We start from the raw sequence: 26315 nt of genomic DNA, 5'->3' as shown, positions 1-26315 counted from the left end.
CTGCTCCTCACGGGCACGGGATGGTGCGCGAGGCGGGCAGCGCGTCGGTGATCCACGCCCGGTCGCGGGCGATCTCCTTGTCCCCCGTCGCCCACATGTCCGGGTGGGCCTGATCGCCGGAGACACCGACGAGCACGTGGTCACCGGCTCGGACCGAAGGCACGGCGCCGGTTTCCAGGGGGAAGGTGATCCGCGCCCGGCCCTTGTCCGGCTTGTAGTAACGCGTGACGTCCAGGGTGATGCGGTCCTGGCCGGCGCCGGGAACGGTCTCGACCTCGGCGACGGTGCCCTCGACGACGAACCGGGCGCAGGCGAGATACCCGGCGCCAGAGAGCTTGGCGTCCCCTTCGGCGTGCGGCCGCCCGGCGGTGCTGTCGGCGGCGGACGACCCGCCCTGATCACTCCCGGCGCTCATGTCGCCGCTCTGGACGACGAGCCAGCCCATGCCGATCACGAGACTGGCCCCGACGGCGGCGACCAGGCCCTTCAACGCCACGGCCAAGGGCTCGGGCCGCTTACGGCGCGCCGACAGCGGCATCACGGAGGCACCGCCGCCGGTCTCGGGTCCGGGTTCCGCCGGGGGCTCTGCGAGGGCGTGGCCGATGAGGCCCAGCTGCACGCGCAGCACCCCCACGTCGGCGGTCGCGGCCCGGTACTCGGCCATGAAGGCCTCGCTCGCACGGGCCTCGGGCGGTGGCGCCTCGCCGGTGATCGCCGCCAGCAGCGCATCGGCCGCCTCGTCGCGCCCGGCCTGGTCCTGTTGGGCGGTCATGTCACACCACCTCGTCCTCGTGCAGGCGGGCGCGCAGGGCCCGTACCGCTGTGTGCAGCCGGCTCTTGACCGTGCCCTCCGGGATGCCGAGCTGCTCGGCGATGGACCGGACCGGCAGATCGGCGTAGAAGCGCAGGACGACGACCTGCCGCTGGGCGTCGGGCAGCTCGTCCAGGCCCTGGGCGACGGCGACGGACAGCACGCTGCTGTCCTCGCCGGAGGGCTGCTCCGTCGGCTGGCGCAGGGCGGTCAGCCGCTCCCCGAGCCGCTCCTGGCGGCGCTTGGCCCGGTGCCAGTCCATCGCGAGGTTGGAGGCGACGACCGCCGCCCAGGCCGAGACGTCCCGCGGCGCCTCCCGGCCGCTCGCGGCCCGCTCCAGCAGCCGCAGGCGGACCTGCTGTACCCCGTCCGGCAGGTCCGCCTGCGGCACCCCGCCGAGCGCGAGCACCGCCCGCACCCGGCGCTCCTGTGCCGCGTCCAGCGGATCGGTCTCCCTCCGGCGATCGCCCTTTCTCAGCGGAACGTCGCCGGACCCGGCGTGCGCCTCCCGGGCGCGCCGGGCCCTCCCGCGCAACAGCACAAGCCACCCCCCTAGCCGTGTTTCTCCTACGACGCCGGGACGGCCCGGAACGTTCGGTGGTCTTTCGCGCGGATCCGGGTCGCGGTCGGCCGAGGCGTACATCACACTTCCGTGTGGCCGAGAACCACATGGGCAGGCGAGCTTGCGGCGCACGACCCCTGGTGGACGAATTCCTCCAGCTCAGCGGGGTCGACACCGCAGGTCCGCAACCATGGAGCGGGACAGTCCGTCCCACTCTCCGGGCAGACCGGGGAAAGAAGTGGACAGGCGGACCGTGGTCGGCCGCATGATGGAAAAGCCTCGGCCAAGCAACGAGCACGCCAAGAGACGAAGAGACGCAGGAGAGGGAGTCACCGTGAGGGTCGGAATCGTCGGAGCCACCGGACAGGTGGGCACGGTCATGCGCAGGATCCTCAAGGAGCGGAACTTCCCGGTCACCGAGCTGCGCCTGTTCGCCTCGGCCCGCTCCGCCGGGTCGCAGCTGGACGGCGTGACGGTGGAGGACGCGGCGACCGCGGACTACACCGGCCTGGACATCGTCCTGTTCTCCGCGGGCGGTGCCACCTCCAAGGCGCTGGCCGAAAAGGTCGCCTCCCAGGGCGCCGTGGTGATCGACAACTCCTCCGCGTGGCGCAAGCACCCGGAGGTCCCCCTGGTCGTCTCCGAGGTCAACCCGCACGCGATCAAGGACCGCCCCAAGGGCATCATCGCGAACCCGAACTGCACGACCATGGCCGCGATGCCGGTCCTGCGTCCGCTGCACGACGAGGCGGGCCTGGAGGCCCTGGTCGTCGCCACGTACCAGGCGGTCTCCGGCTCCGGTCTCGCGGGCGTCGCCGAGCTGTACGGCCAGACGCAGAAGGTGGTCGCCGACGCCGAGAAGCTCACCCACGACGGTGCGGCGGTCGACTTCCCCGAGCCGGGCGTCTACAAGCGCCCCATCGCGTTCAACGTGCTGCCGCTCGCGGGCAGCATCGTCGACGACGGCCTGAACGAGACCGACGAGGAGCAGAAGCTCCGCAACGAGTCGCGCAAGATCCTGGAGATCCCCGAGCTGAAGGTCTCCGGCACCTGCGTGCGCGTCCCGGTCTTCTCCGGCCACTCCCTCCAGGTCAACGCCCGCTTCGCCCGCCCGATCTCCCCGGAGCGCGCGGCGGAGCTGCTGGCGGACGCCCCGGGCGTCGAGCTCTCCGACATCCCCACCCCCCTCCAGGCCGCCGGCAACGACCCGTCCTACGTCGGCCGCATCCGCCGCGACGAGACGGTGGACAACGGCCTGGCCCTCTTCGTCTCCAACGACAACCTCCGCAAGGGCGCGGCCCTGAACGCCGTACAGATCGCGGAGCTGGTGGCCGCGGAGCTGAAGGGCTAGCCGCGCCCCTCCGCGGGAGCCCCGCGCACCTCGTAGAGGAAGCAGCCGTACTCGACGGCCCGGACGTGGACCAGTGCCACGGCCGGGTCGTCGAATGCTTCCCGGAGGGCGTGCGAGAAGGCGGCGGTGGTGCCTTCGACCAGCCGTCCGCCCAGGATGTGCCCCTGAGCGGAGTAGCGGCGGAGCGTGCGGTGGCTGTCGGTGAAGGGGAGGGCGTCGGTGTCCGGCCCCCCACAGTCCTCGGCGTGGATGAAGACGGGGCCCTGTTCGTCGTACGCCCCGGGTTCGGCGCCCGTGCGGACCGCCCAGCGGCGCAGGGGCGCGTAGGAGACCAGGGCGATGCGTTCGCCCGGTGCGCTGCGGCGCAGGCAGCAGCGGAGCGGGGCGCCGCCCTCGCGGTCGGTGACCGGGGCCGCCGGACGGCCGGCGTCGTCCGCCGTGCGGAGTTCCTCCAGAGTGCCCGGGGCGATGGGGCGTGCGGTGTACGGGGTCGTCGTCATGCCCGTCAGGCTCGCTCGCGCGGCGCCGGGGCACCGGCGGATTCCGGACGTCGCACTCCCTCCGGACTCCGGGACCCTCACCCCCCCGAGGGGTATCCCTACCAGCCGCTCAGGTCGTCGCCTCACGCCCGGCCTCCGTGGAAAGATGGCGCAACCCACCCATAACGAGGAGATGACCGCGTGCCTGGCACAAACCTGACCCGCGAAGAGGCGCAGCGGCGGGCGCAGCTGCTCACCGTCGAGTCGTACGCGATCGAGCTCGATCTCTCGGGCGCGCAGGAGGGCGGCACCTACCGGTCCGTGACCACGGTGCGCTTCGACGTGTCGGCCGAGAACGGCGCGGAGTCGTTCATCGACCTGGTGGCGCCGGCCGTGCACGAGGTGACCCTGAACGGCGACTCGCTCGACCCGGCCGAGGTCTTCGCGGACTCCCGGATCGCGCTGCCCGGTCTGCTGAAGGGGCGCAACATCCTCCGGGTCGTCGCCGACTGCGCGTACACCAACACCGGCGAGGGTCTGCACCGGTTCGTGGACCCGGTCGACGACCAGGCCTACCTCTACACCCAGTTCGAGGTCCCGGACGCCCGCCGGGTGTTCGCGAGCTTCGAGCAGCCGGACCTCAAGGCGACCTTCCAGTTCACCGTGACGGCGCCCGAGGGCTGGACGGTCATCTCCAACTCCCCGACGCCCGAGCCCAAGGACAACGTCTGGGCCTTCGCGCCGACGCCGCGCATCTCGACGTACATCACGGCGCTGATCGTCGGCCCGTACCACTCGGTGCACAGCGTGTACGAGAAGGACGGCCAGTCCGTCCCGCTCGGCATCTACTGCCGGCCCTCCCTCGCCGAGTACCTCGACTCGGACGCCATCTTCGAGGTGACCCGGCAGGGCTTCGAGTGGTTCCAGGAGAAGTTCGACTACGCGTGCCCGTTCGAGAAGTACGACCAGCTGTTCGTGCCGGAGTTCAACGCGGGCGCGATGGAGAACGCGGGCGCGGTGACCATCCGCGACCAGTACGTGTTCCGCTCGAAGGTGACGGACGCGGCGTACGAGGTGCGCGCGGAGACCATCCTGCACGAGCTGGCCCACATGTGGTTCGGCGACCTCGTGACCATGGAGTGGTGGAACGACCTGTGGCTGAACGAGTCGTTCGCCACGTACACGTCCATCGCCTGCCAGGCGGCCCACCCGGAGTCGCGCTGGCCGCACTCCTGGACCACGTTCGCCAACTCCATGAAGACGTGGGCGTACCGCCAGGACCAGCTGCCGTCGACGCACCCGATCATGGCCGAGATCAACGACCTCGACGACGTGCTCGTCAACTTCGACGGCATCACGTACGCCAAGGGCGCGAGCGTGCTCAAGCAGCTCGTCGCGTACGTCGGTGAGGACGAGTTCTTCCGGGGCGTGCAGGCGTACTTCAGGGCGCACGCGTTCGGCAACACGCGCCTGTCTGACCTGCTGGGCGCCCTGGAGGAGACCTCGGGGCGTGATCTGAAGTCGTGGTCGAAGGCGTGGCTGGAGACGGCCGGTATCAACGTCCTGCGCCCGCGGATCGAGACCGGCTCCGACGGCGTCGTCACGGCCTTCGCCGTCCACCAGGAGGCCCCGGCCCTGCCCGCCGGTGCCAAGGGCGAGCCGACGCTGCGCCCGCACCGGATCGCCGTCGGCCTGTACGACCTCGACGAGGCGAGCGGCAAGCTGGTCCGCCGCGAGCGCGTCGAGCTGGACGTGGACGGTGAGCTGACGGCCGTGCCGCAGCTGGTCGGTCAGCGCCGCCCGGCCGTGATCCTGCTCAACGACGACGACCTGTCGTACGCGAAGGTCCGGCTCGACGAGCAGTCGCTGGCCTTCGTCACGGAGCACCTCGGTGACTTCGCGTCGTCCCTGCCGCGCGCCCTGTGCTGGGCGTCCGCCTGGGACATGACGCGCGACGCCGAGCTGGCGGCCCGCGACTACCTGTCGCTGGTGCTGTCGGGCATCGGCAAGGAGTCGGACATCGGTGTCGTGCAGTCGCTGCACCGCCAGGTGAAGCTGGCGATCGACCTGTACGCGGACCCGGCCGCCCGTGAGGCGCTGCTGGCCCGCTGGACCGACGCGACGCTGGCGCACCTGCGGGCGGCGGCGCCGGGCAGCGACCACCAGCTGGCGTGGGCGCGCGCGTTCGCGGCGACGGCCCGCACGCCGGAGCAGCTCGATCTGCTGGACGCGCTGCTGGACGGTTCGCAGACGATCGAGGGCCTGGCCGTCGACACGGAGCTGCGGTGGACGTTCGTGCAGCGGCTCGCCGCGGTCGGCCGGTTCGACGAGGCGGAGATCGCGGGCGAGTACGAGCGTGACCGTACGGCCGCGGGTGAGCGTCACGCGGCCACGGCCCGGGCGGCCCGTCCGACGGCGGAGGCCAAGGCGGAGGCGTGGGCGTCGGTCGTGGACTCCGACAAGCTGCCGAACGCCGTGCAGGAGGCGGTCATCGGTGGCTTCGTCCAGACCGACCAGCGTGAGGTGCTCGCGCCGTACGCGGAGCGGTACTTCGAGGTGGTCAAGGACATCTGGGGGTCCCGCTCCCACGAGATGGCCCAGCAGATCGCGGTCGGCCTCTACCCGACCGTGCAGGTCTCCCAGGAGACCCTGGACCGCACGGACGCCTGGCTGACCTCCGCCGAGCCGACCGCGGCCCTGCGGCGGCTGGTCTCGGAGTCCCGCGCGGGCGTGGAGCGCGCCCTGCGGGCCCAGCGGGCGGACGCGGCGGCCGGACAGTAGCGAACGGTCCACCACCCCCGAAGGGGCGCCCGTCCCCACCGGCCGCCCCTTCGACCGCCCCGGCCCCGCGCCCCTTCGACCACCCTCGGCACGTCCCCGTCGCCCGCCCCGTCCCGGCACGCCCCCAACCCTGCGACCTGTCGCCCGCCCCCGTCGACCACCCTCGACGCGCCCCCGGCCCCGCGCCCCATCGCGCCCCTCGGCCCGCGCCCTCCCCGCGGCCCCATCCACCGCCCTCGGCCTGTCCCGCCCCCGCAGCCCCATCGTCCGCCCCCGGCCGCGCCCATCGACCACCCCCAGCGCGTCCCCGGCCCCGCGCCCCTTCGACCGCCCCGGCCCGCCCCCCCCCCACCCACACACACGCCCGCTGAGCCGCCGCTATCGGCGCGGTGCCCCGTCTCGTACGTCCATCGGCTCGGTCGGGACGTTCTTTGCCGTGATGCCGGCGGTTCGCGGCGGGTTGCTGATGAACTGGCCCGCCACCGTCGCCCCGAACGCCAGCCCCATGCCGGCCAGTTGCAGCGGTGTCAGCGACTGCCCGAGCGCCGCCCAGCCGACGACGGCCGCGGTCAGCGGGGAGAGCGGCCCGAGGAACGTGACCTGCGTGGCGGTCATGCGGCCGATGCCGCGGAACCACAGCCAGTACGCGACGGCGGTGTTCGCGAGGGCGAGGTAGAGGTAGCCGCCGGCCGCCCGGCCGTCCAGGGCCGGTGGCGCGCCCTCGATCAGGAAGGCGAGCGGCGCGATGAGCAGGCCGCCCGCGGTGAGCTGCCAGCCGGTCAGGGCCAGCGGCCCGACCCCCTCGGGGCGGCCCCAGCGCTGGGTGAGCACGGTGCCGGTGGACATCGACGCCGTGGAGGCCACGGCAGCCAGCAGGCCCACCGGGTCCAGCGCCCCGGCCGCCCGCAGCACGACGAGGCTGACGCCGAACGCGGCCACGGCCCCGGTCACCAGCGTGCGCGCCGAGGGCCGCTGCCCGAGCAGCAGCGCCGAGAGGCCGGCCACGAACAGCGGACCGGCGGAGCCGACGACCGCCGCGAGACCGCCGGGCAGCCGGTACGCGGAGAGGAACAGCAGCGGGAAGAAGGCGCCGATGTTCAGCGCGCCGAGCACCGCCGCCTTCCACCACCAGGCGCCGCGCGGTAGCACCCGGGCGAGGGCGAGCAGCAGCAGCCCGGCGGGCAGGGCACGCACCAGGGCGGTGAACAGGGGGCGGTCGGGCGGGAGGAACTCGGTGGTGACCGCGTAGGTCGTGCCCCAGGACACGGGCGCGAGGGCGGTGAGGGTGATGAGGGCCGGGCGGGAGAGGGCCATGGGAGACACACCCTTCGAAGTAGGTCAGCAGAAAGTAGCTTACCTCTAAGCAACTTTCCGTCAAGCTACTTTCTTGCGGGTGACCGAGCCTCGGCCGATACTCGTGCCATGAGCGAACGCCCGGAGCAGCGCAAGGACCCCGTCGACGCGATCATCGACCAGTGGGCGACGGTCCGGCCCGACCTCGACACCGCCGCCATGGAGGTCTTCGGCCGCATCAACCGGCTCTCCCACGCGATCGGCGAGCGGGTCGGGCAGGTCTACGCGAGGTTCGGCATCTCCCGCGGGGAGTTCGACGTGCTGGCGACCCTGCGCCGCTCAGGCGAGCCCTACACGCTCTCCCCGCGGCAGCTCTCCGCGACGCTGATGCTCACCACCGGCGGTATGACGGGACGCCTGGACAAGCTGGAGCGGGCGGGCCTGCTGCGCCGCTCCCCCGATCCGCACGACCGGCGCGCCCTGCACGTCACGCTCACCGACGAGGGCCGCGCCCTGGTCGACGAGGCGGTCGGCGCCGGGCTCGCGGTGCAGACGGAGGCCCTGTCCGCCCTGGGCGCGCGGCGGGCCGGGCAGCTCGCCGATCTGCTGCGGGACCTGCTGGCGGGCGCGGACCGGTCCTGACACGTCGAGGGCGCCGCCGCGGTGATCGCGACGGCGCCCTCGACGAGCAGCGGGAAACGCGGATTCAGGCCTTGACCTCGCTCTTCGCCTCGGCCTTGGTGGTGATGTTGGAGCTGGTCGGGTCCTTCTTCTTGTGCGTCTTGTCCGCGATCGTCACCAGACCGTGGATGACCAAATAGAGCACGATGGGGGCCGCGACGAAGAGGCCCAGCGTCTCGATGACGCTCAGGCCCTGACCGGGGTCGTCACCGTCGTCGCGGGTGAGCGCGCTCGCGGGGGACGACATGAGCAGCATCATCAGCGTCGTACCGGCTGCCAGGGCGCCGGCGCGCAGGGCGTTCTTCTTGTCCACGGTGTCAAAATATCCAACGCCGACCGGGGGCGCGCGCCCGGGGTGCCGTAAGGGACGCCCGCCTCACGCGCCGCCCTCTCCGAAGACGTCCATCAGCGCGTGCAGCCGCGGTGAGGACGCGAGGTCCTCCAGGGTCACCGGCCGCCCCTGCGGGTCCGCGATCGGCAGCCGCCAGTTCGGATACTGGTCCCAGGTCCCCGGGAGGTTCTGCGGGCGGCGGTCGCCGACGCCGTCCGGGAGCCAGACGCCGATCATGCGGGCCGGGGTGCGCAGCAGGAAGCGGTGGACGGCCTGGATCCGGGCCTCCTCCGAGGAGCTGTCGCCGCCGCCCGTACCGTGCAGCAGCCCCAGCCGGGAGAGCAGGGCGAGCCACTCCCCGGTGTCGGCGGCGGCCTCGGCGCGCTCCTCCTCAAGGGGGCGGGTGAGCAGACCCAGGCTGTCGCGGAGCTCGACGTGCTCGCCGGTGAGACGGGCGGCGGTGGAGGGCAGGTCGTGGGTGGTGGCGGTGGCCAGGCAGTCGGCGCGCCAGCCCTCGGGGGGCAGGGGGCGGCCGTCGCCGTCCCAGTCGCGTTCGAACCACAGCACGGACGTGCCGAGCACCCCGCGCTCGCGCAGCGCCTCGCGCACGCCGGGCTCCACGGTGCCGAGGTCCTCGCCGATGACCAGCGCCCCGGCCCGGGAGGCCTCCAGGACGAGCACGGCGAGCATGGCCTCGGCGTCGTAGCGGACGTAGGTGCCCTCGGTGGGCGGGTGGCCCTGTGGGACCCACCAGAGGCGGAACAGGCCCATGACGTGGTCGATGCGCAGGGCTCCCGCGTAGCGGAACAGGGCGCGCAGCAGGTCGCGGAAGGGGGCGTAGCCGGACTCGGCGAGGCGGTCGGGGCGCCAGGGCGGCAGGCCCCAGTCCTGACCCCGGGCGTTGAAGGCGTCCGGCGGGGCGCCGACCGACATGCCGGCGGCGAAGTGCTCCTGCTGCGCCCAGGCGTCGGCGCCGCCGGGGTGCACGCCGACCGCGAGGTCGTGCACGATCCCGACGGGCATCCCGGCCTCGACCCCGGCGCGCTGCGCGGCGCTGAGCTGGGTGTCGGTGAGCCAGGCCAGCCGGGACCAGAAGTCGACCCGGTCCATGAGGCCGTTGCGCGCCCGGGCGGTCTCGGCGGAGCGCGGGTCGCGCAGTCCGGTCGGCCAGCGGTGCCAGTCCGAGCCGTGCACCTCGGCGAGGGCGCACCAGGTGGCGTGGTCCTCCAGGGCCCGGCCCTGCGCGGCGAGGAAGTCGCAGTAGGCGGCGCGCCGGCCGGGGCCGAGGGGCACCTCGGCGACCAGCTCCAGCGCCTCCCGCTTGAGCTCCCACACGGCGTCCCGGTCGATCAACGCGCCCTTGTGCAGCACCGCTTCACGCAGCCGGCCCGCCCGCTCCAGCAGGGCGCGCAGGCGTGCGGGGTCGTCGACGTACGCGGCCTCGGGGACGTCCTCGACCCGCAGGTGCACGGGGTCGGGGAAGCGGCGCGAGGAGGGGCGGTACGGGGAGGGGTCGGTGGGCGCTCCGGGCACGGCCGCGTGCAGCGGGTTGACCTGGACGAACCCGGCGCCGAGCGACCGCCCGGCCCAGCCGGCCAGCTCGGCGAGGTCGCCGAGGTCACCCATGCCCCAGGAGCGGCGGGACAGCAGGGAGTAGAGCTGGACGAGGAGTCCGTGGGAGCGTCCCGTGGGCGTGGGCAGGCGGGGTGGGGCGATGATCAGGTGGGCGGCGGCGGTGCGGCCGTCGGGGGTGGTGACGGTCAGCCGGTGCACTCCGGGTGGGAGGCCGTCGGCGTCGGCGCGGCTCTCGCCCCGCTCGGTGTCGATCCGCAGCCGGGTCCCCTCGGGGAGCGCGGCCAGGGCGGCCGGGGGGCTGCCGCTCCAGCCGACGACGGTCGGGGGCAGCAGCCGTTCGCCCAGTTCCCGCTCGCGGGCCGCGAGCGCGGCGCGCACGGCGCCGGGCGTGCTCGCGGCCACGCCGAGGGCGGCCAGGGTCAGGGTGACCGCGGTGGCCGAGGCCGCGACCGAGCGGTCCGGGGACGGACTGTAGGACGTCGCGACGCCGTGCAGGGCGGCGAGGCGGGACAGGTCCTCGGAGGGCGGGTCGGCCGGCCGGGGTGCGGTCATCTACATCCTCGAGTAGTCCGGGACGAAGGCCGAGGGTTCGCTGGTCAGGGGAGCGGCCTCGGCGAGCGGCGGCTCACTGGTGAGGGGCTCGGCGTCGGGCAGCGGGGGCTCGCTGGTCAGCGGCAGTTCGGTGTGGGTGCTCTCGGAGCTGAAGACGCAGTAGCGGGGATCGGCGTGATGGGGGTGGTCGTCGAGGTCGGCGGACTGGTCCGCCACGGGTTTGGACTGGGCCGGGAGCGGAAGGAAAGTCATCGCAGCCACGGGGGCCTCCTGTTCGGGTACGGCTTTCAACGGGTCATCGCAGCCCTACCCAGTCGACGCGAAGGCAGACGCCCCGGGCCCAACATCGTGCTTCTGGTCACATTCCGCTCCGCTCCACACCCTCCAGATTCCGGCATTTCACTCACAATGGCCACTCTCGTTGACACCCTCACCGGGTGGGTGGTGGGCTCGTCGTGCCGGTCGGACACATCTGGAGGGGGCCTGTGGGACTGCGGCGCGGGAAGCGGGCGGCGGCCCTCGCGGTCGCCGTCGTCGCCGGGAGCCTCGCGGCCCCGCTCGTCGCGATGGCGGCTCCGTCTCCCCCGGGCACGGCCGCGACCAGTCCGACCCCCGACAGCGCTGCAGCGGACCTCTCCGTCTGGCCGCGCCCCCAGTCGCTGCGCGCGAACGGCGCCCCCGTCGCCGTACCCGACGAGGTCGCCCTGATCAGCGACGCGCGGGCGGACCACGCCGCCGTCGACGCCCTGCGCGAGCTGCTGCGGCAGGCCGGTGCCCGCCGGATCACGGACACGGCCGGGCCGGGCGCCCTGGTCGTGCGCGCACGGACGGAACCGGTCCGCCCAGGCGACCGCCGCGCCCTGCCCGCCGGGGGGTACGAGCTGTCCGTCGGGGCGGGCGGCGTCCTGCTCACCGGCACCGGCGAGGACGGCCTCTTCCACGCCGTGCAGACGCTGCGGCAGCTCCTGCGCCCCGACGGCCGGATCGCGGCGGCCGTCGTCCGCGACTGGCCCGGCACCGCCGTACGCGGCATCACCGAGGGCTTCTACGGCACCGCCTGGACGCACCCGCAGCGGCTGGCGCAGCTGGACTTCATGGGGCGCACCAAGCAGAACCGCTATCTGTACGCCCCCGGCGACGACCTCTACCGGCAGGCCCGCTGGCGTGAGCCCTACCCGGCGGGGGCCCGGGCCCGCTTCCGGGAGCTGGCCGAGCGGGCGCGGGCCAACCATGTCTCGCTGGGCTGGGCGGTGGCCCCGGGCCAGGCGATGTGCTTCGCCTCCGACGACGACGTGCGGGCCCTGACACGCAAGCTGGACGCGATGTGGGCGCTGGGTTTCCGGGCGTTCCAGCTCCAGTTCCAGGACGTCAGCTACAGCGAGTGGCACTGCGGTGCGGACGCCGAGCGGTTCGGCTCCGGTCCCGAGGCGGCGGCGCGGGCCCAGGCCCGGGTGGCGAACGCGGTGGCCCGCCACCTGGCGGCGCGGCATCCCGGCGCCGCCGGTCTTTCCCTGATGCCCACCGAGTACTACGAGGAGGGCACGACCGACTACCGGCGGGCGCTGGCGAGCGAGCTGGCCGACGGTGTCGAGGTGGCGTGGACGGGCGTGGGCGTGGTGCCGCGCACCATCACGGGCGGCGAACTGGCCGACGCGCGGCGGGCGTTCGGGCACCCGCTGGTCACCATGGACAACTACCCGGTCAACGACTACGAACCGGGCCGCATCTTCCTCGGCCCCTACCAGGGCCGCGAACCGGCCGTCGCGACCGGCTCGGCCGCGCTGCTGGCCAACGCGATGCAGCAGCCGGAGGCGTCCCGCATCCCGCTGTTCACCGCCGCCGACTACGCCTGGAACCCGCGCGCCTACCGGCCCGGGGAGTCCTGGCGGGCCGCGATCGCCGACCTCGCGGGCGGGGACCGGCGCCGTGAGCAGGCACTGGCGGCGCTGGCCGGCAACGACGCCTCGTCGGTGCTGGACGACGAGGAGTCGGCGTATCTGCGCCCGCTGACCGAGGCGTACTGGGCGTCCCGCACGGCGGGCGGCGCGGGCTTTGACGGGGACGCCGAGCGGCGGCTGCGCGAGGCCTTCACCGTGCTGCGCGAGCTGCCCCGGCGCCTGTCGGGAACGGGCCTCGGCTCCGAGGTGGCCCCGTGGGCGGAGCAGCTGTCGTCGTACGGCGAGGCGGGCACGGCCGCGCTCGGCATGCTGGACGCCCAGCGCGCCGGGGACGCGGCGGCGGCCTGGTCGGCGTACCGCAGGCTGGGCGCGCTGCGGGCCGGGCTGGAGTCGGCACCCGTCGAGGTCGGCACGGACGTGCTGGACCCCTTCCTGCGGCGGGCGCAGAAGTCGTACGCCGCCTGGTCGGGCATCGAGCACGAGCCGCCCCGCAATCCCGGCGACGGCCGCACCCTGCGCCTGCCGGGGCCCCGGACGCTGACCGCCGTGACGGCCCTGACCGAGCCGGGCACCGAGGGCGGTGTCGAGGTGCACGAGCCGGGGCGGGGCTGGCGCGAGGCGGGCCGGCTGGACCGCTCCGGGGCGACGGAGGTGCGGCTCGGGACCCGCGGCGACGCCCTGCGGGTCACCGGCGCCGCGCCCTCCCGCGTGCACCACCTCGTCCCCTGGTTCGGCGACGCGCCCGCCGTCTCCCTGGGCCTGCCCCGCGACCGGGCGGACGTCGAGACCGGCCGGAGCGAACGGCTGACCGTCCGGCTCGGATCGCTGCGCCCCGCCGACGCCCGCGGCCGGCTGACCGTCGAGGCGCCCGGGGGCGTCCGGGTCCGGGTGCCGAAGGGCGAGCTGACCGTGCGGCGCGGCACCACGGTGGAGGTCCCGGTCGAGGTGACGGCGGCGCGCGGCGCCCCGATGCGGTCGTACGAGGTCCGGCTGGGGTTCGCGGGGGCGGAACGCACGCTCACCGTCCGGGCCGTGCCGCCCACCGGCGGCCCCGACCTGGCCCGGACCGGCACCGCTCGCTCCTCGGGCGACGAGACGCCCGACTTCCCCGCGTCGGCGGCGAACGACGGCGACCCGCACACCCGCTGGTCCTCCCCGGTCGACGACGGCGCCTGGTGGCAGGTGGAGCTGGCCCGCCCGGCGCGGCTCGGCCGGGTCGCGCTGCACTGGCAGGACGCGCACCCCTCCGCCTACCGCGTCCAGGTCTCCCCGGACGGCCGCCGCTGGCGCACCGCCGCCGTCGTCCGGGACAGCCGGGGCGGCCGGGAGAACGTCCCCATGGACCAACGGGACGTGCGGTTCGTGCGCGTCCAGGGCGACGAACGGGCCACGGTGTACGGGTATTCGCTGTGGTCGGCCGAGGCGTACGCCGTCTCCGGCTGACCCATCCCTCCAGGCAAGGCGGGCATCTCCCCACCGCCCACTATTCACTCAGTACATGTACTCAGTGCATAATGATCGGCATGAGCACCCGTCACATCCTGCTGGGCCTGCTCGCGACGGGTCCGAGCCATGGCTACGACCTCAAGCGACGCCACGACGAACGCTTCCCGCAGGCCCGCCCGCTGGCCTACGGGCAGGTCTACACGACCCTCCAGCGTCTGGTGCGGGACGGCCTCGCCGAGGTCGACGGCACCGACTCGGATGGCGGCCCGGAGCGCACGACGTACCGCTCGACCGACGAGGGGACGCGCGAACTGGCCCGCTGGGCAGGGGAGATCGCCCCGCCCGCGCCGTTCGTGGCGAACGAGATCTTCGCCAAGGTCGTGGTCGCGATCCTCTCGGGCGGCGACCCGGACGGCTATCTGAGTGCCCAGCGCGCCGCGCACATGGGACGGATGCGGGAGCTCACGGCGGTCAAGGCCGCCCAGGGAGCCGATCTCTCGACCGTGCTCTCGGCCGACTACGCCCTCAACCACCTCGACGCCGACCTCCGCTGGATGAGCACCACGGCGGCCCGGCTCACCACCCTGACCGCGGAGGTCGACGCGACATGAGCAGACCCGTGCCCCTTCTCACGGCCGCCGGCCTCGTCAAGTCGCACGGCCGGACAACGGCCCTGCGCGGCGCGTCGGTCGAGCTGCACGCCGGCGAGATCCTCGCCGTGACCGGCGCGAGCGGCAGCGGGAAGTCGACGCTGCTGCACTGCCTGGCCGGCATCGTCCGCCCGGACGCGGGCTCGGTGACGTACGACGGCCGTCGGCTGGAGGACCTGCCCGAGAAGCGGCTGAGCGAGCTGCGGCGCACCGAGTTCGGCGTGGTGTTCCAGTTCGGGCAGCTCATCCCCGAGCTGACGGTCCTGGACAACGTCGCCCTGCCCCTGCTGCTGGCCGGCACCGACCGGGCCGGGGCCCGGGACCTGGCCGGTCAGTGGCTGGAGCGGTTCGGGGTGCGCGGCCAGGAGGACCTGCGGCCGGGCGAGCTGAGCGGCGGCCAGGCGCAACGGGCCGCACTGGCCCGGGCCCTGGTCACCGGACCGAGGGTGGTCTTCGCCGACGAGCCGACGGGCGCGCTGGACTCACTGGCGGGCGAGCAGGTCATGACGGCCCTGGTCCACACCGCCCGCGAGTCGGGCACCGCCGTCCTGCTGATCACGCACGACGCCCAGGTGGCGGCGTACGCGGACCGCGAAGTCCGGCTGCGGGACGGGGCCGTGGCGGCGCTGGGGGTGACGGCGTGACGTCGCTGCGGACCGATCTGCGCCTCGCCTGGGAACTCACCCGGGGCTCCGACCGCGGCGAATGGTGGCGGGTCGCGCTGACCGCGGCGGGGGCGGCGCTCGCGACGGGGTTCGCGCTGGCCGCCGTCACCCTGGCGTCCCTGCGCGGCAGCTACCGCGTGCCCGTCGCCTCGGGCCTGCTGGACCAGCCGGGCACGCGCTCCGGTGTGATCGCCGGGCTGCTGCTCCTGCTCGTGCCGGTGCTCGGGTTCCTCGGCCAGTGCGCCCGCATCGGGGCGGTGCACCGCGACCGGCGGCTGGCCGCGCTGCGACTGGCCGGGGCGACGCCCGGGCAGGTGCGGCGGATCGCGGCGCTGGAGACGGGCCTTGCCTGTCTGCTGGGCTCGGCGGCCGCCACCGCCCTTGGCGTGCCGCTGCTGCTGCGCCTGTGGTCCGAGCCGCCCGCCGCGGCCTGGGCGGGGATCGCCGTGGTCGCGGCCGGGGTGCCGCTGCTGGGCGCGGCGGCCGGTGCGCTGGCGCTGCGCCGGGTGGTGGCCTCGCCGCTCGGCCGGGTGCGCAGGGTCGGCCCGCCGCGCACCGGACGGGGGCCGGGGCTGCTGTTCCTCGCGGGGCTGCTGCTGGTCGGCGTGGCGACGTTGTTCGCCGTGCTCGGCACGTCCTCGGCCGCGTCCAACCGGCCGAGCACCGGGCTGCCGCTGACGATGGTCGGCGTGGTCCTCGCGGTCGGCGCGGGCTCGGTGTGGCTCTCCGGGGCCGTGGCCGGGGCCGTGGGGCGGATCCTGGCCGCCCGGGCCCGGTCGGCGCCGGTGCTGATCGCGGCGGAGCGGCTGCGCGACGACCCCTGGGCCGCGGCCCGTACGCACGCCGCCGTGCTGCTGGTGACGGTCGCCGGGACCGGCTTCCTGGGCATCCGGGAGGTCTTCCTCGACGTGGTGCACTCCCGCGAGAACCTCGCCGAGGGCCCGGGCTACTACACCCTGGGCGTCAACCTCGCCGGCGCCGCCGTCGCCGTCGCCCTCGCGATCACGCTGTCCGGTCTCGCCGTCGGCACCGCGGAGTCGCTCGCCACCCGCCGCCGGGGCCTGGCCGCGCAGAGCGCCGCCGGGGTGCCGCGCGCGGTGCTCGGCCGGTCCCTGCTGCTGGAGACCGCGCTGCCGCTGGCACCGGCGGTGCTGCTCGCGGGCCTGGGCGGGACGGCCATCGGCGCCTGGTACGCCCTGCTCACCGACCGGCCGGTCCCCTGGGCGATCGCCCTGGTCCCCCTCGGGATCTACGCCGCCTGCCTACTCGCCGCGGCGACCTCACTGCCGCTGCTGGGCCGCGCGGTACGCCCCGGGGAGCTGCGCTATGTGTGAGCGGCCCCGCCCATGACTGGCCGGCCCGGGGAACGGGGGTTCCCGGGCCGGTCCGGCCGCGCGCGGCAATACGAAGGCCCGGATCGTCGTCAGGCGGAAATGCCGTCGATCCGGGCCATGGCGTCGTCCGCGCCGAACGGCTGCAAGTACGGCAGCCAGCGCGGATCCCTATGGCCGGTCCCGATGATGCGCCAGGCCAGGCCGGACGGCGGGGCGGGTTTGTGGCGCAGCCGCCAGCCGATCTCGAAGAGGTGCCGATCCGCCTTCACGTGGTTGCAGCGGCGGCAGGACGCCACCACGTTGTCCCAGACGTGCTTGCCCCCGCGGCTGCGCGGGATGACGTGGTCGACGCTGGTTGCGACGCCACCGCAGTACATGCACCGGCCCCCGTCGCGGGCGAACAGCGCCCGGCGGGTCAGTGGAACGGGCCCTCGATAAGGGACCCGGACGAATCGCTTGAGCCGGACCACGCTGGGTGCGGGGACTGTGACGGTCGCGCTGTGCAGATAGGCGCCGGACTCCTCGAGGCAGACTGCCTTGTTCTCGAGGACGAGGACGAGCGCGCGGCGGAGCGGTACGACACCTAGCGGCTCGTACGACGCGTTGAGGACCAGGACATGCGGCACGGATGCCTCCTTGGACGCCGGCGGCGCGTGGCTCGCGCCGGGACGATTCGTAGTCAGTCTCCCCTCATGCCTGGTGGAAGCGCCACCATGTCCCGGTAACGGGCTGGGAGTGTTTTCGACCACATCCCATTCATCCCCCGGATCATGGCCTGTTCAAGCCCAGGTGAGCACGGTCTCTCCTTCACACATCCGGCAAGCGCACACACAATGCCCCGTTAGTGTGGTGGTTCTGCCCCTTCGGTGACCCAGCCGTGACCTTGGCCCCCCAGAACCACCGCGCCGGGGCAGACCGCTGCACCTGGAGGTACCTGCCGTGTTCCTGTCCCTCGCGGACTCCGTCCTGTCGGCCGCCGACCCGTCACCGTCGCCGACCCCCTCGGAGACCCAGTCCCCGAGAGTGCCGTCGCTCCAGGACGCCCAGGAGAGCGCGACGAACGCCGCCGGATGGGTCGAGCAGAACTGGTCGACATGGCTCGCGATAGGACTGCAGGTCCTGCTGATCGTGGTGATAGCGGTGGTGCTGCGCGTCGCCGTACGCCGGGCGATCACCAAGCTCATCGACAGGATGAGCCGCACCGAGCAGACGGTGGACGGCCCGCCCCTGGGCGGTCTGCTGGTCAATCTGGAACGCCGCCGTCAGCGCTCCCAGGCCATCGGGTCGGTGCTGCGCTCGGTCGCCAGCTTCCTGATCGTGGGCACCGCGGCCCTGATGATCCTCTCCGCGTTCAACATCAACCTCGCCCCGCTGCTGGCCTCGGCCGGTGTCGCCGGTGTGGCGATCGGCTTCGGTGCCCGCAACCTCGTGACGGACTTCCTGTCCGGCGTCTTCATGATCCTGGAGGACCAGTACGGCGTCGGCGACACGATCGACGCGGGGGTCGCCTCCGGCGAGGTGATCGAGGTGGGCCTGCGGGTGACCAAGCTGCGCGGCGACGGCGGTGAGATCTGGTACGTCCGCAACGGCGAGGTGAAGCGCATCGGCAACCTCTCCCAGGGCTGGGCCACGGCCAACGTCGACGTCACGGTCGCCGCCTCGGAGGACCTGGACCATGTGAAGGCCACCCTGGACGAGGTCGCCGAGAAGATGAGCGCCGAGGAGCCCTGGAACGAGCTGCTGTGGGGCCCGATCGAGGTCCTCGGCCTGGACAGCGTGCTGCTGGACTCGATGGTCGTGCGCGTCACGGCCAAGACCATGCCGGGCAAGTCCCTGACGGTGGAGCGCGAACTGCGCTGGCGCGTGAAGCGGGCCTTCGACGCGGCGGACATCCGCATCGTCGGCGGCGCCACGGCCCCGCTGGAGGAGCAGCCCGCGGACCCGACGGCGGGGATGGCCGCGCCGTCGGCCTACTCCAACACCGCGTCGCCACAGTCCCAGGCCGCGACGCCGCTGACCCCGCCGAGCGTGACCAAGTAGGGCCGCCACCCACGGCAAAGGGCTCCCGGACGGGAGCCCTTTGTGCGTTCAGCAGCTCTTCTTGTGCGCGAACTTGATCGGCGGCGTATAGAAGACGTGCGACCCCTTCTTACCTCCAGCCACCCATATGCACTCGTGCGAGAGCCCGGCATTGGTGGTCACATAAAGGCCGTGACTTCCCGCACAGGTGTTGTGGTAGTAGACGGTGTAGCTGGCAATGCCGTCGTCACCCCATGAATAGTTGAAGCAGGTGACACTTCCCCGCTTCACCTTCTTCACGGAGATCCCGCCGTCACCGGCAGCGGCACTCGCCGGAGCGGTCGCCAGCGCCCCCACCGCGAGAGCGGCCCCCACCAGCGAGCCGAGCACCTTGAGCTTGCGCACGATGATGCGCCCTCCTTCGTTCTTCGCATCAGAACTCGCCACCGAAATGCGCGGCGGCAAGTGATCACTTTGCCATTCCGTCCACGGCAATTCAAACCGATAGATGTAGATGACAAGTGGATTACGCCGGGATCACTGGACGAAAAAAGAGGGAACCGCGGAAGCCGAAATACCGTCCCGGTCCGGACGAGCACACGGACGCCGAGCGCACCAGGCGCCGGAGGCAACCCCGGCGCCGGAGTCGCCCTCCCGCCCGGCTCCCCCTTGACGTCACCTCCCCCGCGCTCTACGTTCCTCCCACCGATAGGAAAGTTTCCTAACAGTGACTGGCAGTGGTCGGGGAACCGGCGTCCGATGGACTTCCCCGCGTGGTCACTGAGAAGCTGAGCAGCCGAAGGGCAGGTGTTGAAGACGCATGGGTGGAATCGCCGGTACGCCGGGCACACCGCGCGTCCTGCGCGCCATGAACGACCGGGCCGCCCTGGACCTGCTGCTGGAGCACGGGCCGCTGTCCCGCACCCGGATCGGCAAGCTCACCGGGCTGTCCAAGCCGACCGCCTCACAGCTCCTGGCCCGTCTGGAGGCGGCGGGGCTCGTCCTGGCCACCGGCACCACCGAGGGCCGCCCCGGCCCCAGCGCCCAGCTCTACGAGGTCAACCCGGCGGCCGGTCACGCCGCCGGACTCGACGTCACCCCCCAGCGGATCCTCGCCGCGGTCGCCGACATCACCGGCCGCACCGTCGGACGCCACGAGCTGCCCACCCCCGGCAGACGCACCGGCACCCCGGTCGTCCAGCACGTCACCGACGCCCTGGACGGCGCGGTGAAGGCGGCCGGTCTCGCCCGGGACGACATCCACCGCCTCGTCATCGGCACACCCGGCGCCTTCGACCCCACCACGGGCCGGCTGCGCTACGCCTCCCACCTCCCGGGCTGGCACTCCCCCACCCTGCTGGACGAACTCGCCGCCGCCCTGCCGATGCCGTTCGAGTACGAGAACGACGTCAACCTGGTCGCGCTCGCCGAACAGCGTCTGGGCGCGGCCCGGGGCCACGCGGACTTCGTGCTGCTGTGGAACCAGGAGGGCCTCGGCGCCGCCCTGGTCCTCGGCGGACGGCTGCACCGCGGCTGGACCGGCGGCGCCGGCGAGGTCGGCTTCCTGCCGGTGCCGGGCACACCCCTGGTCCGCCAGGTCACCAAGGCCAACAGCGGCGGCTACCAGGAGCTGGCCGGCTCCCAGGCCGTCCCGCGCCTGGCCCGCGAACTCGGCATCGAGGACGTCCCGCCGGGCCCGTACGCCGACTCCGCCGCCGAGCTGGTGGCCAGGGCGGCCGAAGCCGGTGACGACGCCCACCGGCAGTTCCTGCGGACGTACGCGACCCGGCTGGCCACCGGTCTGGCCTCGCTGGTCTCGGTCCTCGACCCCGAGCTCGTCGTGCTGAGCGGCGCGTCCCTCACCTCGGGCGGCGAGCCGCTGCGCGCCCTCGTCCAGGCCGAACTGGAAGAGCTGGCCGCGTCCCGCCCCCGCCTGGTGGTGGGTGACGTACGTGAACACCCCGTGCTGCGCGGCGCGTTGGAGAGCGCGCTAGCGACCACACGCGACGAGGTCTTCGACACCTCCCGCTGAACCCGCTCGACCCGCTCGCCCTTCCCAGCTCGACCGCCTCAAGTCGCCCTCGCCCCCTCCGGCTCGATCGCCTCAAGCCACCCCCCTCCCAACCCTTCACGCCCGCCCCCTCCGTCCTTCCCCCTTGCCTCAGGGAGCCCCGCCATGCCCGGAACCTCCAGAAAAGCGACGTTCGCACTCGCCGCCTCCGCCGCCCTCGCCCTCCTCGCCACCGCCTGCACCGGCCAGTCGGACGCCGGCGCGAGTGACGACGCGTCCAAGGAGACGACCCTCACCTTCTGGCACGCCTGGAGCGCGCCGGCGGAGGTGAAGGCCGTCAAGGAACTGGTCGCCGGATTCGAGAAGGCGCACCCCAACATCCACGTCGCCGTGGTCGGCAACATGACGGACGACAAGATGAACCAGGCCCTGCGCGCCGGCGGCGCCAAGGCCCCGGACGTAATCTCGTCGTTCACCACGAACAGCGTCGGGAAGTTCTGCTCCTCGGGCGCCCTGGTGGACCTCGACCCGTTCTTCGAGAAGTCCGGCGTCGACCCGGAGAAGACCTTCCCCAAGGCGATGAACGAGTACACCCGGTTCGAGGGCAACCGCTGCGCGGTCCCGCTCCTCGGCGACGCCTACGGCCTCTACTACAACAAGACCGCGTTCAAGAAGGCCGGTGTCACCGCCCCGCCGAAGACCTGGTCGGAGTTCGAGCGCGTCGCGAAGAAGCTGACGATCCCCCAGGGCGACTCGTACAGGCAGCTCGGCTTCATGCCGAACTACCACGGCTGGGAGACCACCACCGAGCACTACCTCGGCCAGTTCTCCCCCACGTACTTCGACAAGGAGGGCAAGTCGAACGTCGGCAAGGACCCGGCGTTCGCCCAGGCCTTCACGGTCCAGAAGAAGCTCGTCGACGCCCTCGGCGGCTACCGCAGGCTGGAGACCTACCGCTCGAAGCTCGGCGACGAGTGGGGTCCCAAGCACCCCTTCCACACCGGCCAGGTCGCCATGCAGCTCGACGGCGAGTGGCGCCTGGGCATGGCCCTGGACACCAAGCCGGCGTTCGACATCGGCGTCGCCCCGCTGCCCGTCCCCGACGACCAGGCCGACCAGTACGGCAAGGGTTACATCACCGGCACCATCGCCGGGATCGCCGCGACGAGCCGGAAGCAGAACGCGGCCTGGGAGCTGGTGAAGTACATGACCACGGACACGGACGCGGTGGTGAACTTCTCCAACGCCATCCACAACGTGCCCTCGACACTCGCGGCGCTGAAGTCCCCGAAGCTGACGTACGACCCGCGCTTCAAGACGTTCCTGGAGATCGCGGCCAACCCCGACTCCACCACCGCCCCGGCCTCCGTCAACGGCGGTGTCTACCTCACCACGATCCAGGAGTTCGGCTACGCCTACGAGAGCGGCAAGGCGACCGACCTCAAGGCGGGCCTGAAGAAGGCGGCCGCGCAGATCGACACGGACATCGCACAGGCGAAGTAACCCATGAGCACCCACACACTGCGCTCAAAACACCGCCGCTCGACCCTGCGCACCCTCGCCTTCCTCTCCCCCTGGCTGATCGGCTTCACGGTCTTCTTCGCCTACCCGCTGATCTCCACCGTCTACTTCTCCTTCATGCGCTACGACGGCTTCCAGCCGCCGACCTGGAGCGGCACGAAGAACTGGGTGTACGTCTTCGAGCACTACCCCCTCTTCTGGCCCGCCCTGCGCAACACCCTGTGGCTGGTGGCCGTCATGGTCACGCTCCGAGTCGCCTTCGGCCTGGGCGTGGGCCTGCTGATCACCAAGGTCAAGACGGCCACGGGGGCCTTCCGCACCCTCTTCTACCTGCCCTACCTGGCCCCGCCCGTGGCGGCCACGATGGCCTTCGCGTTCCTCCTCAACCCCGGCACGGGCCCGGTCAACTCGATCCTGGAGAAGACCGGGCTGCCAGCCCCGGGCTGGTTCAACGACCCCACCTGGTCCAAGCCGGCCCTCACCCTGCTGGCCCTGTGGGGCATCGGCGACCTGATGGTCATCTTCATGGCCGCCCTGCTCGACGTACCGAAGGAGCAGTACGAGGCGGCGGAGCTGGACGGCGCGACCCCGTGGCAGCGCTTCCGCTACGTGACGCTGCCCAACATCTCGCCGATCGTCATGTTCGCGGTGGTCACCGGCGTCATCCAGACGATGCAGTACTACACACAGCCCCTGATCGCCGGGAAGGTCGCCTCGGGCGTGATCCAAGGGGCAGGCACCCTGTTCGAGCCCGGCTACCCGGACAAATCGACCCTCACCCTCCCCCAACTCGTCTACAACCTGGGCTTCCAGCGCTTCGACTACGGCTCGGCCTGTGTGGTCGCCCTGGTCCTCTTCGCCCTCTCCATGGCCTTCACGGCCCTCCTGATGCGCCGCCGGGGCGGCCTGATCCAGGCAGGTGAACGATGACGCAGGTGCTCGGCAAGCCCGTGGAGCTGAAGGCGCCCCCGTCGCCGGCGGCACGCACGGCCCACCGCAAGGCGCTGCTCGAATGGATCGCGGTCCACTCCCTCTCCCTCGCGGCGGCCCTCTTCTTCACGCTCCCGTTCGTCTTCGTCCTCCTCACCTCCCTGATGAGCGACAGCCAGGCGCTCAGCCGCGACCTGATCCCGCGCACCTGGGAGTGGGGCAACTACGCCACGGTGTTCGACACCCCCGGCTTCCTCACCTGGTGGCGGAACACCCTGATCTACGCGGGCCTGGGCACGGTCCTCACGGTCGTCTCCTCGATCCCCGTGGCCTACGCCCTGGCCAAGTTCCGCTTCCGCGGCCGCAATCCGGTCCTGATGCTGGTCATCTCGATGATGATGCTGCCGCCGCAGGTGGTCGTCATCCCGATGTACCTGTTCTGGGCGAAGCAGCTGGACCTGTCCGGCACGCTCTGGCCGCTGATCATCCCCATGGCGTTCGGCGACGCGTTCTCGATCTTCCTGCTGCGTCAGTTCCTCACCACGATCCCCGACGAGTACGTGGACGCGGCGAAGGTGGACGGCTGCGGCGATCTGCGCACCCTCCTGAAGGTCGTACTGCCGATGGCCAAGCCGGGCATCGCCGCGGTGGCCCTCTTCCAGTTCTTCTACGCGTGGAACGACTACTTCGGACCGCAGATCTACGCCTCGGAGAACCCGGGCGCCTGGACGCTCTCCTACGGCCTGGAGTCGTTCAAGGGCGCCCACCACACCGACTGGAACCTCACCATGGCCGCCACCGTGCTGGTCATGGCCCCCGTGATCCTCGTGTTCTTCTTCGCGCAGAAGGCGTTCGTGGAGGGTGTCACGCTCACCGGAGTAAAGGGTTAGACGTATATGAAACTCACCGTGGTCGGCGGAGGCTCGACCTACACCCCCGAACTCGTGGACGGCTTCGCCCGCCTGAGGGACACCCTGCCCGTCGAGGAACTGGTCCTGATGGACCCCGCCCAGGACCGTCTCGACCTGGTCGGCGGCCTGGCCCGCCGCATCTTCGCCCGCCAGGACCACGCGGGCCGCGTCACCACGACGACCGACCTCGACGAGGCGGTGGACGGCGCGGACGCGGTCCTCCTCCAACTGCGCGTCGGCGGCCAGGCGGCCCGCGAGCAGGACGAGACCTGGCCCCTGGAATGCGGCTGCGTGGGCCAGGAGACCACCGGCGCCGGCGGCCTGGCCAAGGCGCTGCGCACGGTCCCGCTCGTCCTGGACATCGCGGACCGCGTCCGCCGTACCAACCCCCGGGCCTGGATCATCGACTTCACCAACCCGGTCGGCATCGTGACCCGCGCCCTGCTCCAGGCGGGCCACAAGGCGGTGGGCCTGTGCAACGTGGCGATCGGCCTGCAACGCAGGTTCGCGGCCCTGCTGTCCATGGAGCCCTCCGCGCTCCACCTGGACCACGTCGGCCTCAACCACCTTACCTGGGAGACAGCCGTACGTCTCGGCGGCCCCGAGGGCGAGGACGTCCTGCCCGGACTCCTGGGCGAACACGGCGACAGAATCGCGGCCGACCTCCACCTCCCCCGCCCCCTGCTCGACACGCTCGGCGTAGTCCCCTCGTACTACCTGCGCTACTACTACGCGCACGACGAAGTGGTCGCCGAACAGCGGACGAAGCCGTCCCGCGCGGCCGAAGTGGCGGCGATGGAACGGCAACTGCTCACGATGTACGCCGATCCGGCCCTCGACGAGAAGCCGGAGCTGCTCGCCAAGCGGGGCGGCGCCTTCTACTCGGAGGCCGCGGTGGACCTGGCGGCGGCCCTGCTGGGCGGCGGCGGTTCGCCGTACCAGGTGGTGAACACGTACAACCGGGGCACCTTGCCCTTCCTCCCCGACGACGCGGTGATCGAGGTCCAGGCGGCCGTGGGGACCAAGGGCGCGTCCCCCCTCACCGTCCAACCCATGGACCCGCTCCACGCGGGCCTGATGGCCGCCGTCACGGCCTACGAGGACCTGGCCCTCCAGGCAGCCCTGCACGGCGGCAGGGACCGCGTCTTCCGCGCCCTCCTCGCCCACCCCCTCGTAGGCCAGTACGCGTACGCCGAGACGCTCACCGACCGGCTGATCGCACACAACCGGGAGCACCTCGCGTGGGCGTGACCGCACGTGTCCTCGCCATCGACGCGGGCAACAGCAAGACGGACGTCGCGATCGTCACGGCCGACGGGGACGTCCTGGCCACGGCACGCGGGGGCGGCTTCCGTCCCCCGGCCGTGGGCGTGGACACGGCGATGAACGCCCTGGCCGCGACGGTGAACGAGGCCCTCACCGCCGCCGGTCTCACCTCGGTCACCCACGTCTCGGCCTGCCTCGCCAACGCCGACTTCCCCGTCGAGGAGGAGCAACTGGCCGCGGCACTACGCGCCCGCGCCTGGGGCCGGACGGCGACGGTACGCAACGACACCTTCGCGATCCTGCGGGCCGGGGCCCGCGAACCCCGGGGGGTGGCGGTCGTCTGCGGCGCGGGCATCAACTGCGTGGGCATGCGCCCCGACGGCCGCACCGCCCGCTTCCCGGCGCTCGGCCGTATCTCCGGCGACTGGGGCGGCGGCTGGGGCCTGTCCGAGGAGGCCCTGTGGCACGCCTCCCGCGCGGAGGACGGCCGCGGCGCCGCCACCGCCCTGTCCCGCACCCTCCCCGCCCACTTCGGCCTGCCCACCATGTACGCCCTCGTCGAGGCACTGCACCTGGAACGCGTCCCGGCGCTCCGGCGCCACGAACTGACCCCGGTCCTCTTCGCCACGGCCGCCGACGGCGACCCGGTCGCCCGGGCGATCGTGGAACGCCAGGCCGATGAGGTGGTCTCCATGGCGGTGGTCGCCCTGACCCGCCTGGACCTCCTGGCCGAGGAAACCCCGGTACTCCTGGGCGGCGGCGTCCTGGCCGCCCGCCACCCCCAACTGAACGACCACATCACCCACTCGCTGACCATCCACGCCCCGAAGGCGGTCCCCCGCGTGGTGACATCCCCTCCAGTACTGGGCGCGGCCCTGCTGGGCCTGGACGAGATCGGAGCAACCGAGGGAGCACAGGGGAAACTGCGTACGCACTACGTACGCAACCCGGCGCAGCTGGACGCGCCACGACGCTCCCGCAGCCGCCGTCGTACGTAAGGGGTCGTGTCGGGGGGTGTCCGCCCGCAGCGGTTGGCGCGTCAACGGACAGTGAGTCGGTATCCAACCCCATCGCGCCGTTCCGAGGACGGACACCCCCCGGCGCGACCCCGACCCACCACCCGGCGCCACGCGAACCGAACGCGCACCCCCACCCCACGGAACCCCCGGGAACCGAACCACCTCCCCCCACGTGTACCTGAACGGGGCGCCACACGCTGCGATCCGATCAAGATCGGGCCAAGGCCGG

General features: G+C 72.7%; 23 protein-coding genes. 14 read left to right on the top strand and 9 right to left on the bottom strand.

What is annotated here, in order from left to right; translation table 11 throughout:
* Window positions 1–7: 7 nt before the first annotated feature.
* Together ACFZDE_RS06965 and ACFZDE_RS06960 are read right to left on the bottom strand one after the other, a co-directional pair.
* Window positions 8–772, bottom strand: coding sequence for a hypothetical protein (locus tag ACFZDE_RS06965; protein WP_391198113.1), 765 nt, complete (start codon window positions 770–772; stop codon window positions 8–10).
* 1 nt (window position 773) lies between these two features.
* Window positions 774–1349, bottom strand: coding sequence for a sigma-70 family RNA polymerase sigma factor (locus tag ACFZDE_RS06960; protein ID WP_391198905.1), 576 nt, complete (start codon window positions 1347–1349; stop codon window positions 774–776).
* A 358-nt stretch (window positions 1350–1707) separates the two neighbouring features.
* On the opposite strand from ACFZDE_RS06960, the gene ACFZDE_RS06955 reads away from it, so the two are divergent.
* Window positions 1708–2724, top strand: coding sequence for an aspartate-semialdehyde dehydrogenase (locus ACFZDE_RS06955; RefSeq protein ID WP_391005990.1), 1017 nt, complete (start codon window positions 1708–1710; stop codon window positions 2722–2724).
* On the opposite strand, the gene ACFZDE_RS06950 is transcribed toward ACFZDE_RS06955, so the two are convergent.
* On the bottom strand, window positions 2721–3224 hold the full coding sequence (locus ACFZDE_RS06950) for a DUF1203 domain-containing protein (RefSeq protein WP_391198110.1): 504 nt from the start codon (window positions 3222–3224) through the stop codon (window positions 2721–2723). The two genes, ACFZDE_RS06955 and ACFZDE_RS06950, sit on opposite strands and share 4 nt — an antisense overlap.
* 180 nt (window positions 3225–3404) lie before the next feature.
* On the opposite strand from ACFZDE_RS06950, the gene pepN reads away from it, so the two are divergent.
* Window positions 3405–5984 (top strand): aminopeptidase N, encoded by a 2580-nt coding sequence (gene pepN / locus ACFZDE_RS06945; RefSeq protein ID WP_391198109.1) that lies wholly within the window; start codon window positions 3405–3407, stop codon window positions 5982–5984.
* A 378-nt stretch (window positions 5985–6362) separates the two neighbouring features.
* Here the strand turns inward: pepN and ACFZDE_RS06940 are convergent, their stop codons facing one another.
* Window positions 6363–7298 carry an EamA family transporter gene (locus tag ACFZDE_RS06940; RefSeq protein ID WP_391005981.1) on the bottom strand — a complete coding sequence of 312 codons (936 nt, stop codon included), beginning with the start codon at window positions 7296–7298 and terminating at the stop codon, window positions 6363–6365.
* A gap of 108 nt (window positions 7299–7406) precedes the next feature.
* Between ACFZDE_RS06940 and ACFZDE_RS06935 the strand changes: the two genes are divergently transcribed.
* Window positions 7407–7919 (top strand): MarR family transcriptional regulator, encoded by a 513-nt coding sequence (locus ACFZDE_RS06935; RefSeq protein ID WP_391005978.1) that lies wholly within the window; start codon window positions 7407–7409, stop codon window positions 7917–7919.
* A 64-nt stretch (window positions 7920–7983) separates the two neighbouring features.
* On the opposite strand, the gene ACFZDE_RS06930 is transcribed toward ACFZDE_RS06935, so the two are convergent.
* The 3 genes from ACFZDE_RS06930 to ACFZDE_RS06920 form a co-directional block, all read right to left on the bottom strand.
* Complete coding sequence (locus tag ACFZDE_RS06930) at window positions 7984–8271, bottom strand: hypothetical protein (protein WP_358319840.1); 288 nt, start codon at window positions 8269–8271, stop codon at window positions 7984–7986.
* 63 nt (window positions 8272–8334) lie between these two features.
* The gene (malQ, locus tag ACFZDE_RS06925; protein ID WP_391198105.1) at window positions 8335–10416 is read right to left on the bottom strand and encodes a 4-alpha-glucanotransferase; all 2082 of its coding nucleotides are present in this window, start codon (window positions 10414–10416) and stop codon (window positions 8335–8337) included.
* Window positions 10417–10677 carry a hypothetical protein gene (locus ACFZDE_RS06920; protein ID WP_391005969.1) on the bottom strand — a complete coding sequence of 87 codons (261 nt, stop codon included), beginning with the start codon at window positions 10675–10677 and terminating at the stop codon, window positions 10417–10419.
* Window positions 10678–10901: 224 nt separating this feature from the next.
* Here ACFZDE_RS06920 and ACFZDE_RS06915 point away from each other — a divergent pair, with 224 nt between their 5' ends.
* From ACFZDE_RS06915 to ACFZDE_RS06900, 4 genes are all read left to right on the top strand, one after another.
* On the top strand, window positions 10902–13757 hold the full coding sequence (locus ACFZDE_RS06915; protein WP_391198103.1) for a beta-N-acetylglucosaminidase domain-containing protein: 2856 nt from the start codon (window positions 10902–10904) through the stop codon (window positions 13755–13757).
* Between the two features lie 80 nt (window positions 13758–13837).
* Window positions 13838–14371, top strand: a complete 534-nt coding sequence (locus ACFZDE_RS06910; protein ID WP_391005963.1) for a helix-turn-helix transcriptional regulator — start codon at window positions 13838–13840, stop codon at window positions 14369–14371.
* Window positions 14368–15054 (top strand): ATP-binding cassette domain-containing protein, encoded by a 687-nt coding sequence (locus ACFZDE_RS06905; protein ID WP_391198101.1) that lies wholly within the window; start codon window positions 14368–14370, stop codon window positions 15052–15054. The genes ACFZDE_RS06910 and ACFZDE_RS06905 overlap by 4 nt, the downstream gene beginning before the upstream one ends.
* Entirely contained in the window at window positions 15051–16409 is a 1359-nt protein-coding gene (locus tag ACFZDE_RS06900) for an FtsX-like permease family protein (protein WP_391198098.1), read from the top strand. The genes ACFZDE_RS06905 and ACFZDE_RS06900 overlap by 4 nt, the downstream gene beginning before the upstream one ends.
* Before the next feature lie 89 nt (window positions 16410–16498).
* Here ACFZDE_RS06900 and ACFZDE_RS06895 read toward each other — a convergent pair whose 3' ends face one another.
* On the bottom strand, window positions 16499–17035 hold the full coding sequence (locus ACFZDE_RS06895) for an HNH endonuclease (RefSeq protein ID WP_030836042.1): 537 nt from the start codon (window positions 17033–17035) through the stop codon (window positions 16499–16501).
* 319 nt (window positions 17036–17354) lie between these two features.
* Here ACFZDE_RS06895 and ACFZDE_RS06890 point away from each other — a divergent pair, with 319 nt between their 5' ends.
* On the top strand, window positions 17355–18449 hold the full coding sequence (locus tag ACFZDE_RS06890) for a mechanosensitive ion channel domain-containing protein (protein ID WP_391006127.1): 1095 nt from the start codon (window positions 17355–17357) through the stop codon (window positions 18447–18449).
* A 48-nt stretch (window positions 18450–18497) separates the two neighbouring features.
* Here ACFZDE_RS06890 and ACFZDE_RS06885 read toward each other — a convergent pair whose 3' ends face one another.
* The gene (locus tag ACFZDE_RS06885) at window positions 18498–18833 is read right to left on the bottom strand and encodes a hypothetical protein (RefSeq protein ID WP_388243039.1); all 336 of its coding nucleotides are present in this window, start codon (window positions 18831–18833) and stop codon (window positions 18498–18500) included.
* A 415-nt stretch (window positions 18834–19248) separates the two neighbouring features.
* On the opposite strand from ACFZDE_RS06885, the gene ACFZDE_RS06880 reads away from it, so the two are divergent.
* The 6 genes from ACFZDE_RS06880 (at window position 19249) to ACFZDE_RS06855 (ending at window position 26065) form a co-directional block, all read left to right on the top strand.
* A complete protein-coding gene (locus ACFZDE_RS06880) occupies window positions 19249–20460 on the top strand; it encodes an ROK family protein (RefSeq protein ID WP_391198096.1) in 1212 nt (403 codons plus the stop codon).
* Between the two features lie 144 nt (window positions 20461–20604).
* A complete protein-coding gene (locus tag ACFZDE_RS06875) occupies window positions 20605–21942 on the top strand; it encodes an extracellular solute-binding protein (protein WP_391198094.1) in 1338 nt (445 codons plus the stop codon).
* A gap of 3 nt (window positions 21943–21945) precedes the next feature.
* On the top strand, window positions 21946–22890 hold the full coding sequence (locus ACFZDE_RS06870; RefSeq protein WP_391198093.1) for an ABC transporter permease subunit: 945 nt from the start codon (window positions 21946–21948) through the stop codon (window positions 22888–22890).
* Complete coding sequence (locus tag ACFZDE_RS06865) at window positions 22887–23780, top strand: ABC transporter permease subunit (protein WP_391005946.1); 894 nt, start codon at window positions 22887–22889, stop codon at window positions 23778–23780. The genes ACFZDE_RS06870 and ACFZDE_RS06865 overlap by 4 nt, the downstream gene beginning before the upstream one ends.
* Before the next feature lie 6 nt (window positions 23781–23786).
* Complete coding sequence (locus ACFZDE_RS06860; protein WP_391198090.1) at window positions 23787–25052, top strand: 6-phospho-beta-glucosidase; 1266 nt, start codon at window positions 23787–23789, stop codon at window positions 25050–25052.
* Window positions 25043–26065, top strand: a complete 1023-nt coding sequence (locus ACFZDE_RS06855) for a BadF/BadG/BcrA/BcrD ATPase family protein (RefSeq protein ID WP_391198087.1) — start codon at window positions 25043–25045, stop codon at window positions 26063–26065. The genes ACFZDE_RS06860 and ACFZDE_RS06855 overlap by 10 nt, the downstream gene beginning before the upstream one ends.
* Window positions 26066–26315 lie beyond the last annotated feature (250 nt).

It is taken from the genome of Streptomyces sp. NPDC007929 (assembly GCF_042959065.1).
Lineage (GTDB): Bacteria > Actinomycetota > Actinomycetes > Streptomycetales > Streptomycetaceae > Streptomyces.
The sequence above is the reverse complement of the archived record's forward strand: the minus strand, read 5'-3'. Positions and strand labels throughout refer to the sequence as shown.

Excerpts from the sequence above, each read along its gene's own strand:
- ACFZDE_RS06910 (WP_391005963.1), top strand. The coding sequence starts at position 13,838 with ATGAGCACCCGTCACATCCTGCTGGGCCTGCTCGCGACGGGTCCGAGC.
- ACFZDE_RS06905 (WP_391198101.1), top strand. The coding sequence starts at position 14,368 with ATGAGCAGACCCGTGCCCCTTCTCACGGCCGCCGGCCTCGTCAAGTCG.
- ACFZDE_RS06865 (WP_391005946.1), top strand. The coding sequence starts at position 22,887 with ATGACGCAGGTGCTCGGCAAGCCCGTGGAGCTGAAGGCGCCCCCGTCG.
- ACFZDE_RS06965 (WP_391198113.1), bottom strand. The coding sequence starts at position 772 with ATGACCGCCCAACAGGACCAGGCCGGGCGCGACGAGGCGGCCGATGCG.
- malQ (WP_391198105.1), bottom strand. The coding sequence starts at position 10,416 with ATGACCGCACCCCGGCCGGCCGACCCGCCCTCCGAGGACCTGTCCCGC.
- ACFZDE_RS06950 (WP_391198110.1), bottom strand. The coding sequence starts at position 3,224 with ATGACGACGACCCCGTACACCGCACGCCCCATCGCCCCGGGCACTCTG.
- ACFZDE_RS06935 (WP_391005978.1), top strand. The coding sequence starts at position 7,407 with ATGAGCGAACGCCCGGAGCAGCGCAAGGACCCCGTCGACGCGATCATC.
- ACFZDE_RS06880 (WP_391198096.1), top strand. The coding sequence starts at position 19,249 with ATGGGTGGAATCGCCGGTACGCCGGGCACACCGCGCGTCCTGCGCGCC.
- ACFZDE_RS06875 (WP_391198094.1), top strand. The coding sequence starts at position 20,605 with ATGCCCGGAACCTCCAGAAAAGCGACGTTCGCACTCGCCGCCTCCGCC.
- ACFZDE_RS06870 (WP_391198093.1), top strand. The coding sequence starts at position 21,946 with ATGAGCACCCACACACTGCGCTCAAAACACCGCCGCTCGACCCTGCGC.
- ACFZDE_RS06940 (WP_391005981.1), bottom strand. The coding sequence starts at position 7,298 with ATGGCCCTCTCCCGCCCGGCCCTCATCACCCTCACCGCCCTCGCGCCC.
- ACFZDE_RS06860 (WP_391198090.1), top strand. The coding sequence starts at position 23,787 with ATGAAACTCACCGTGGTCGGCGGAGGCTCGACCTACACCCCCGAACTC.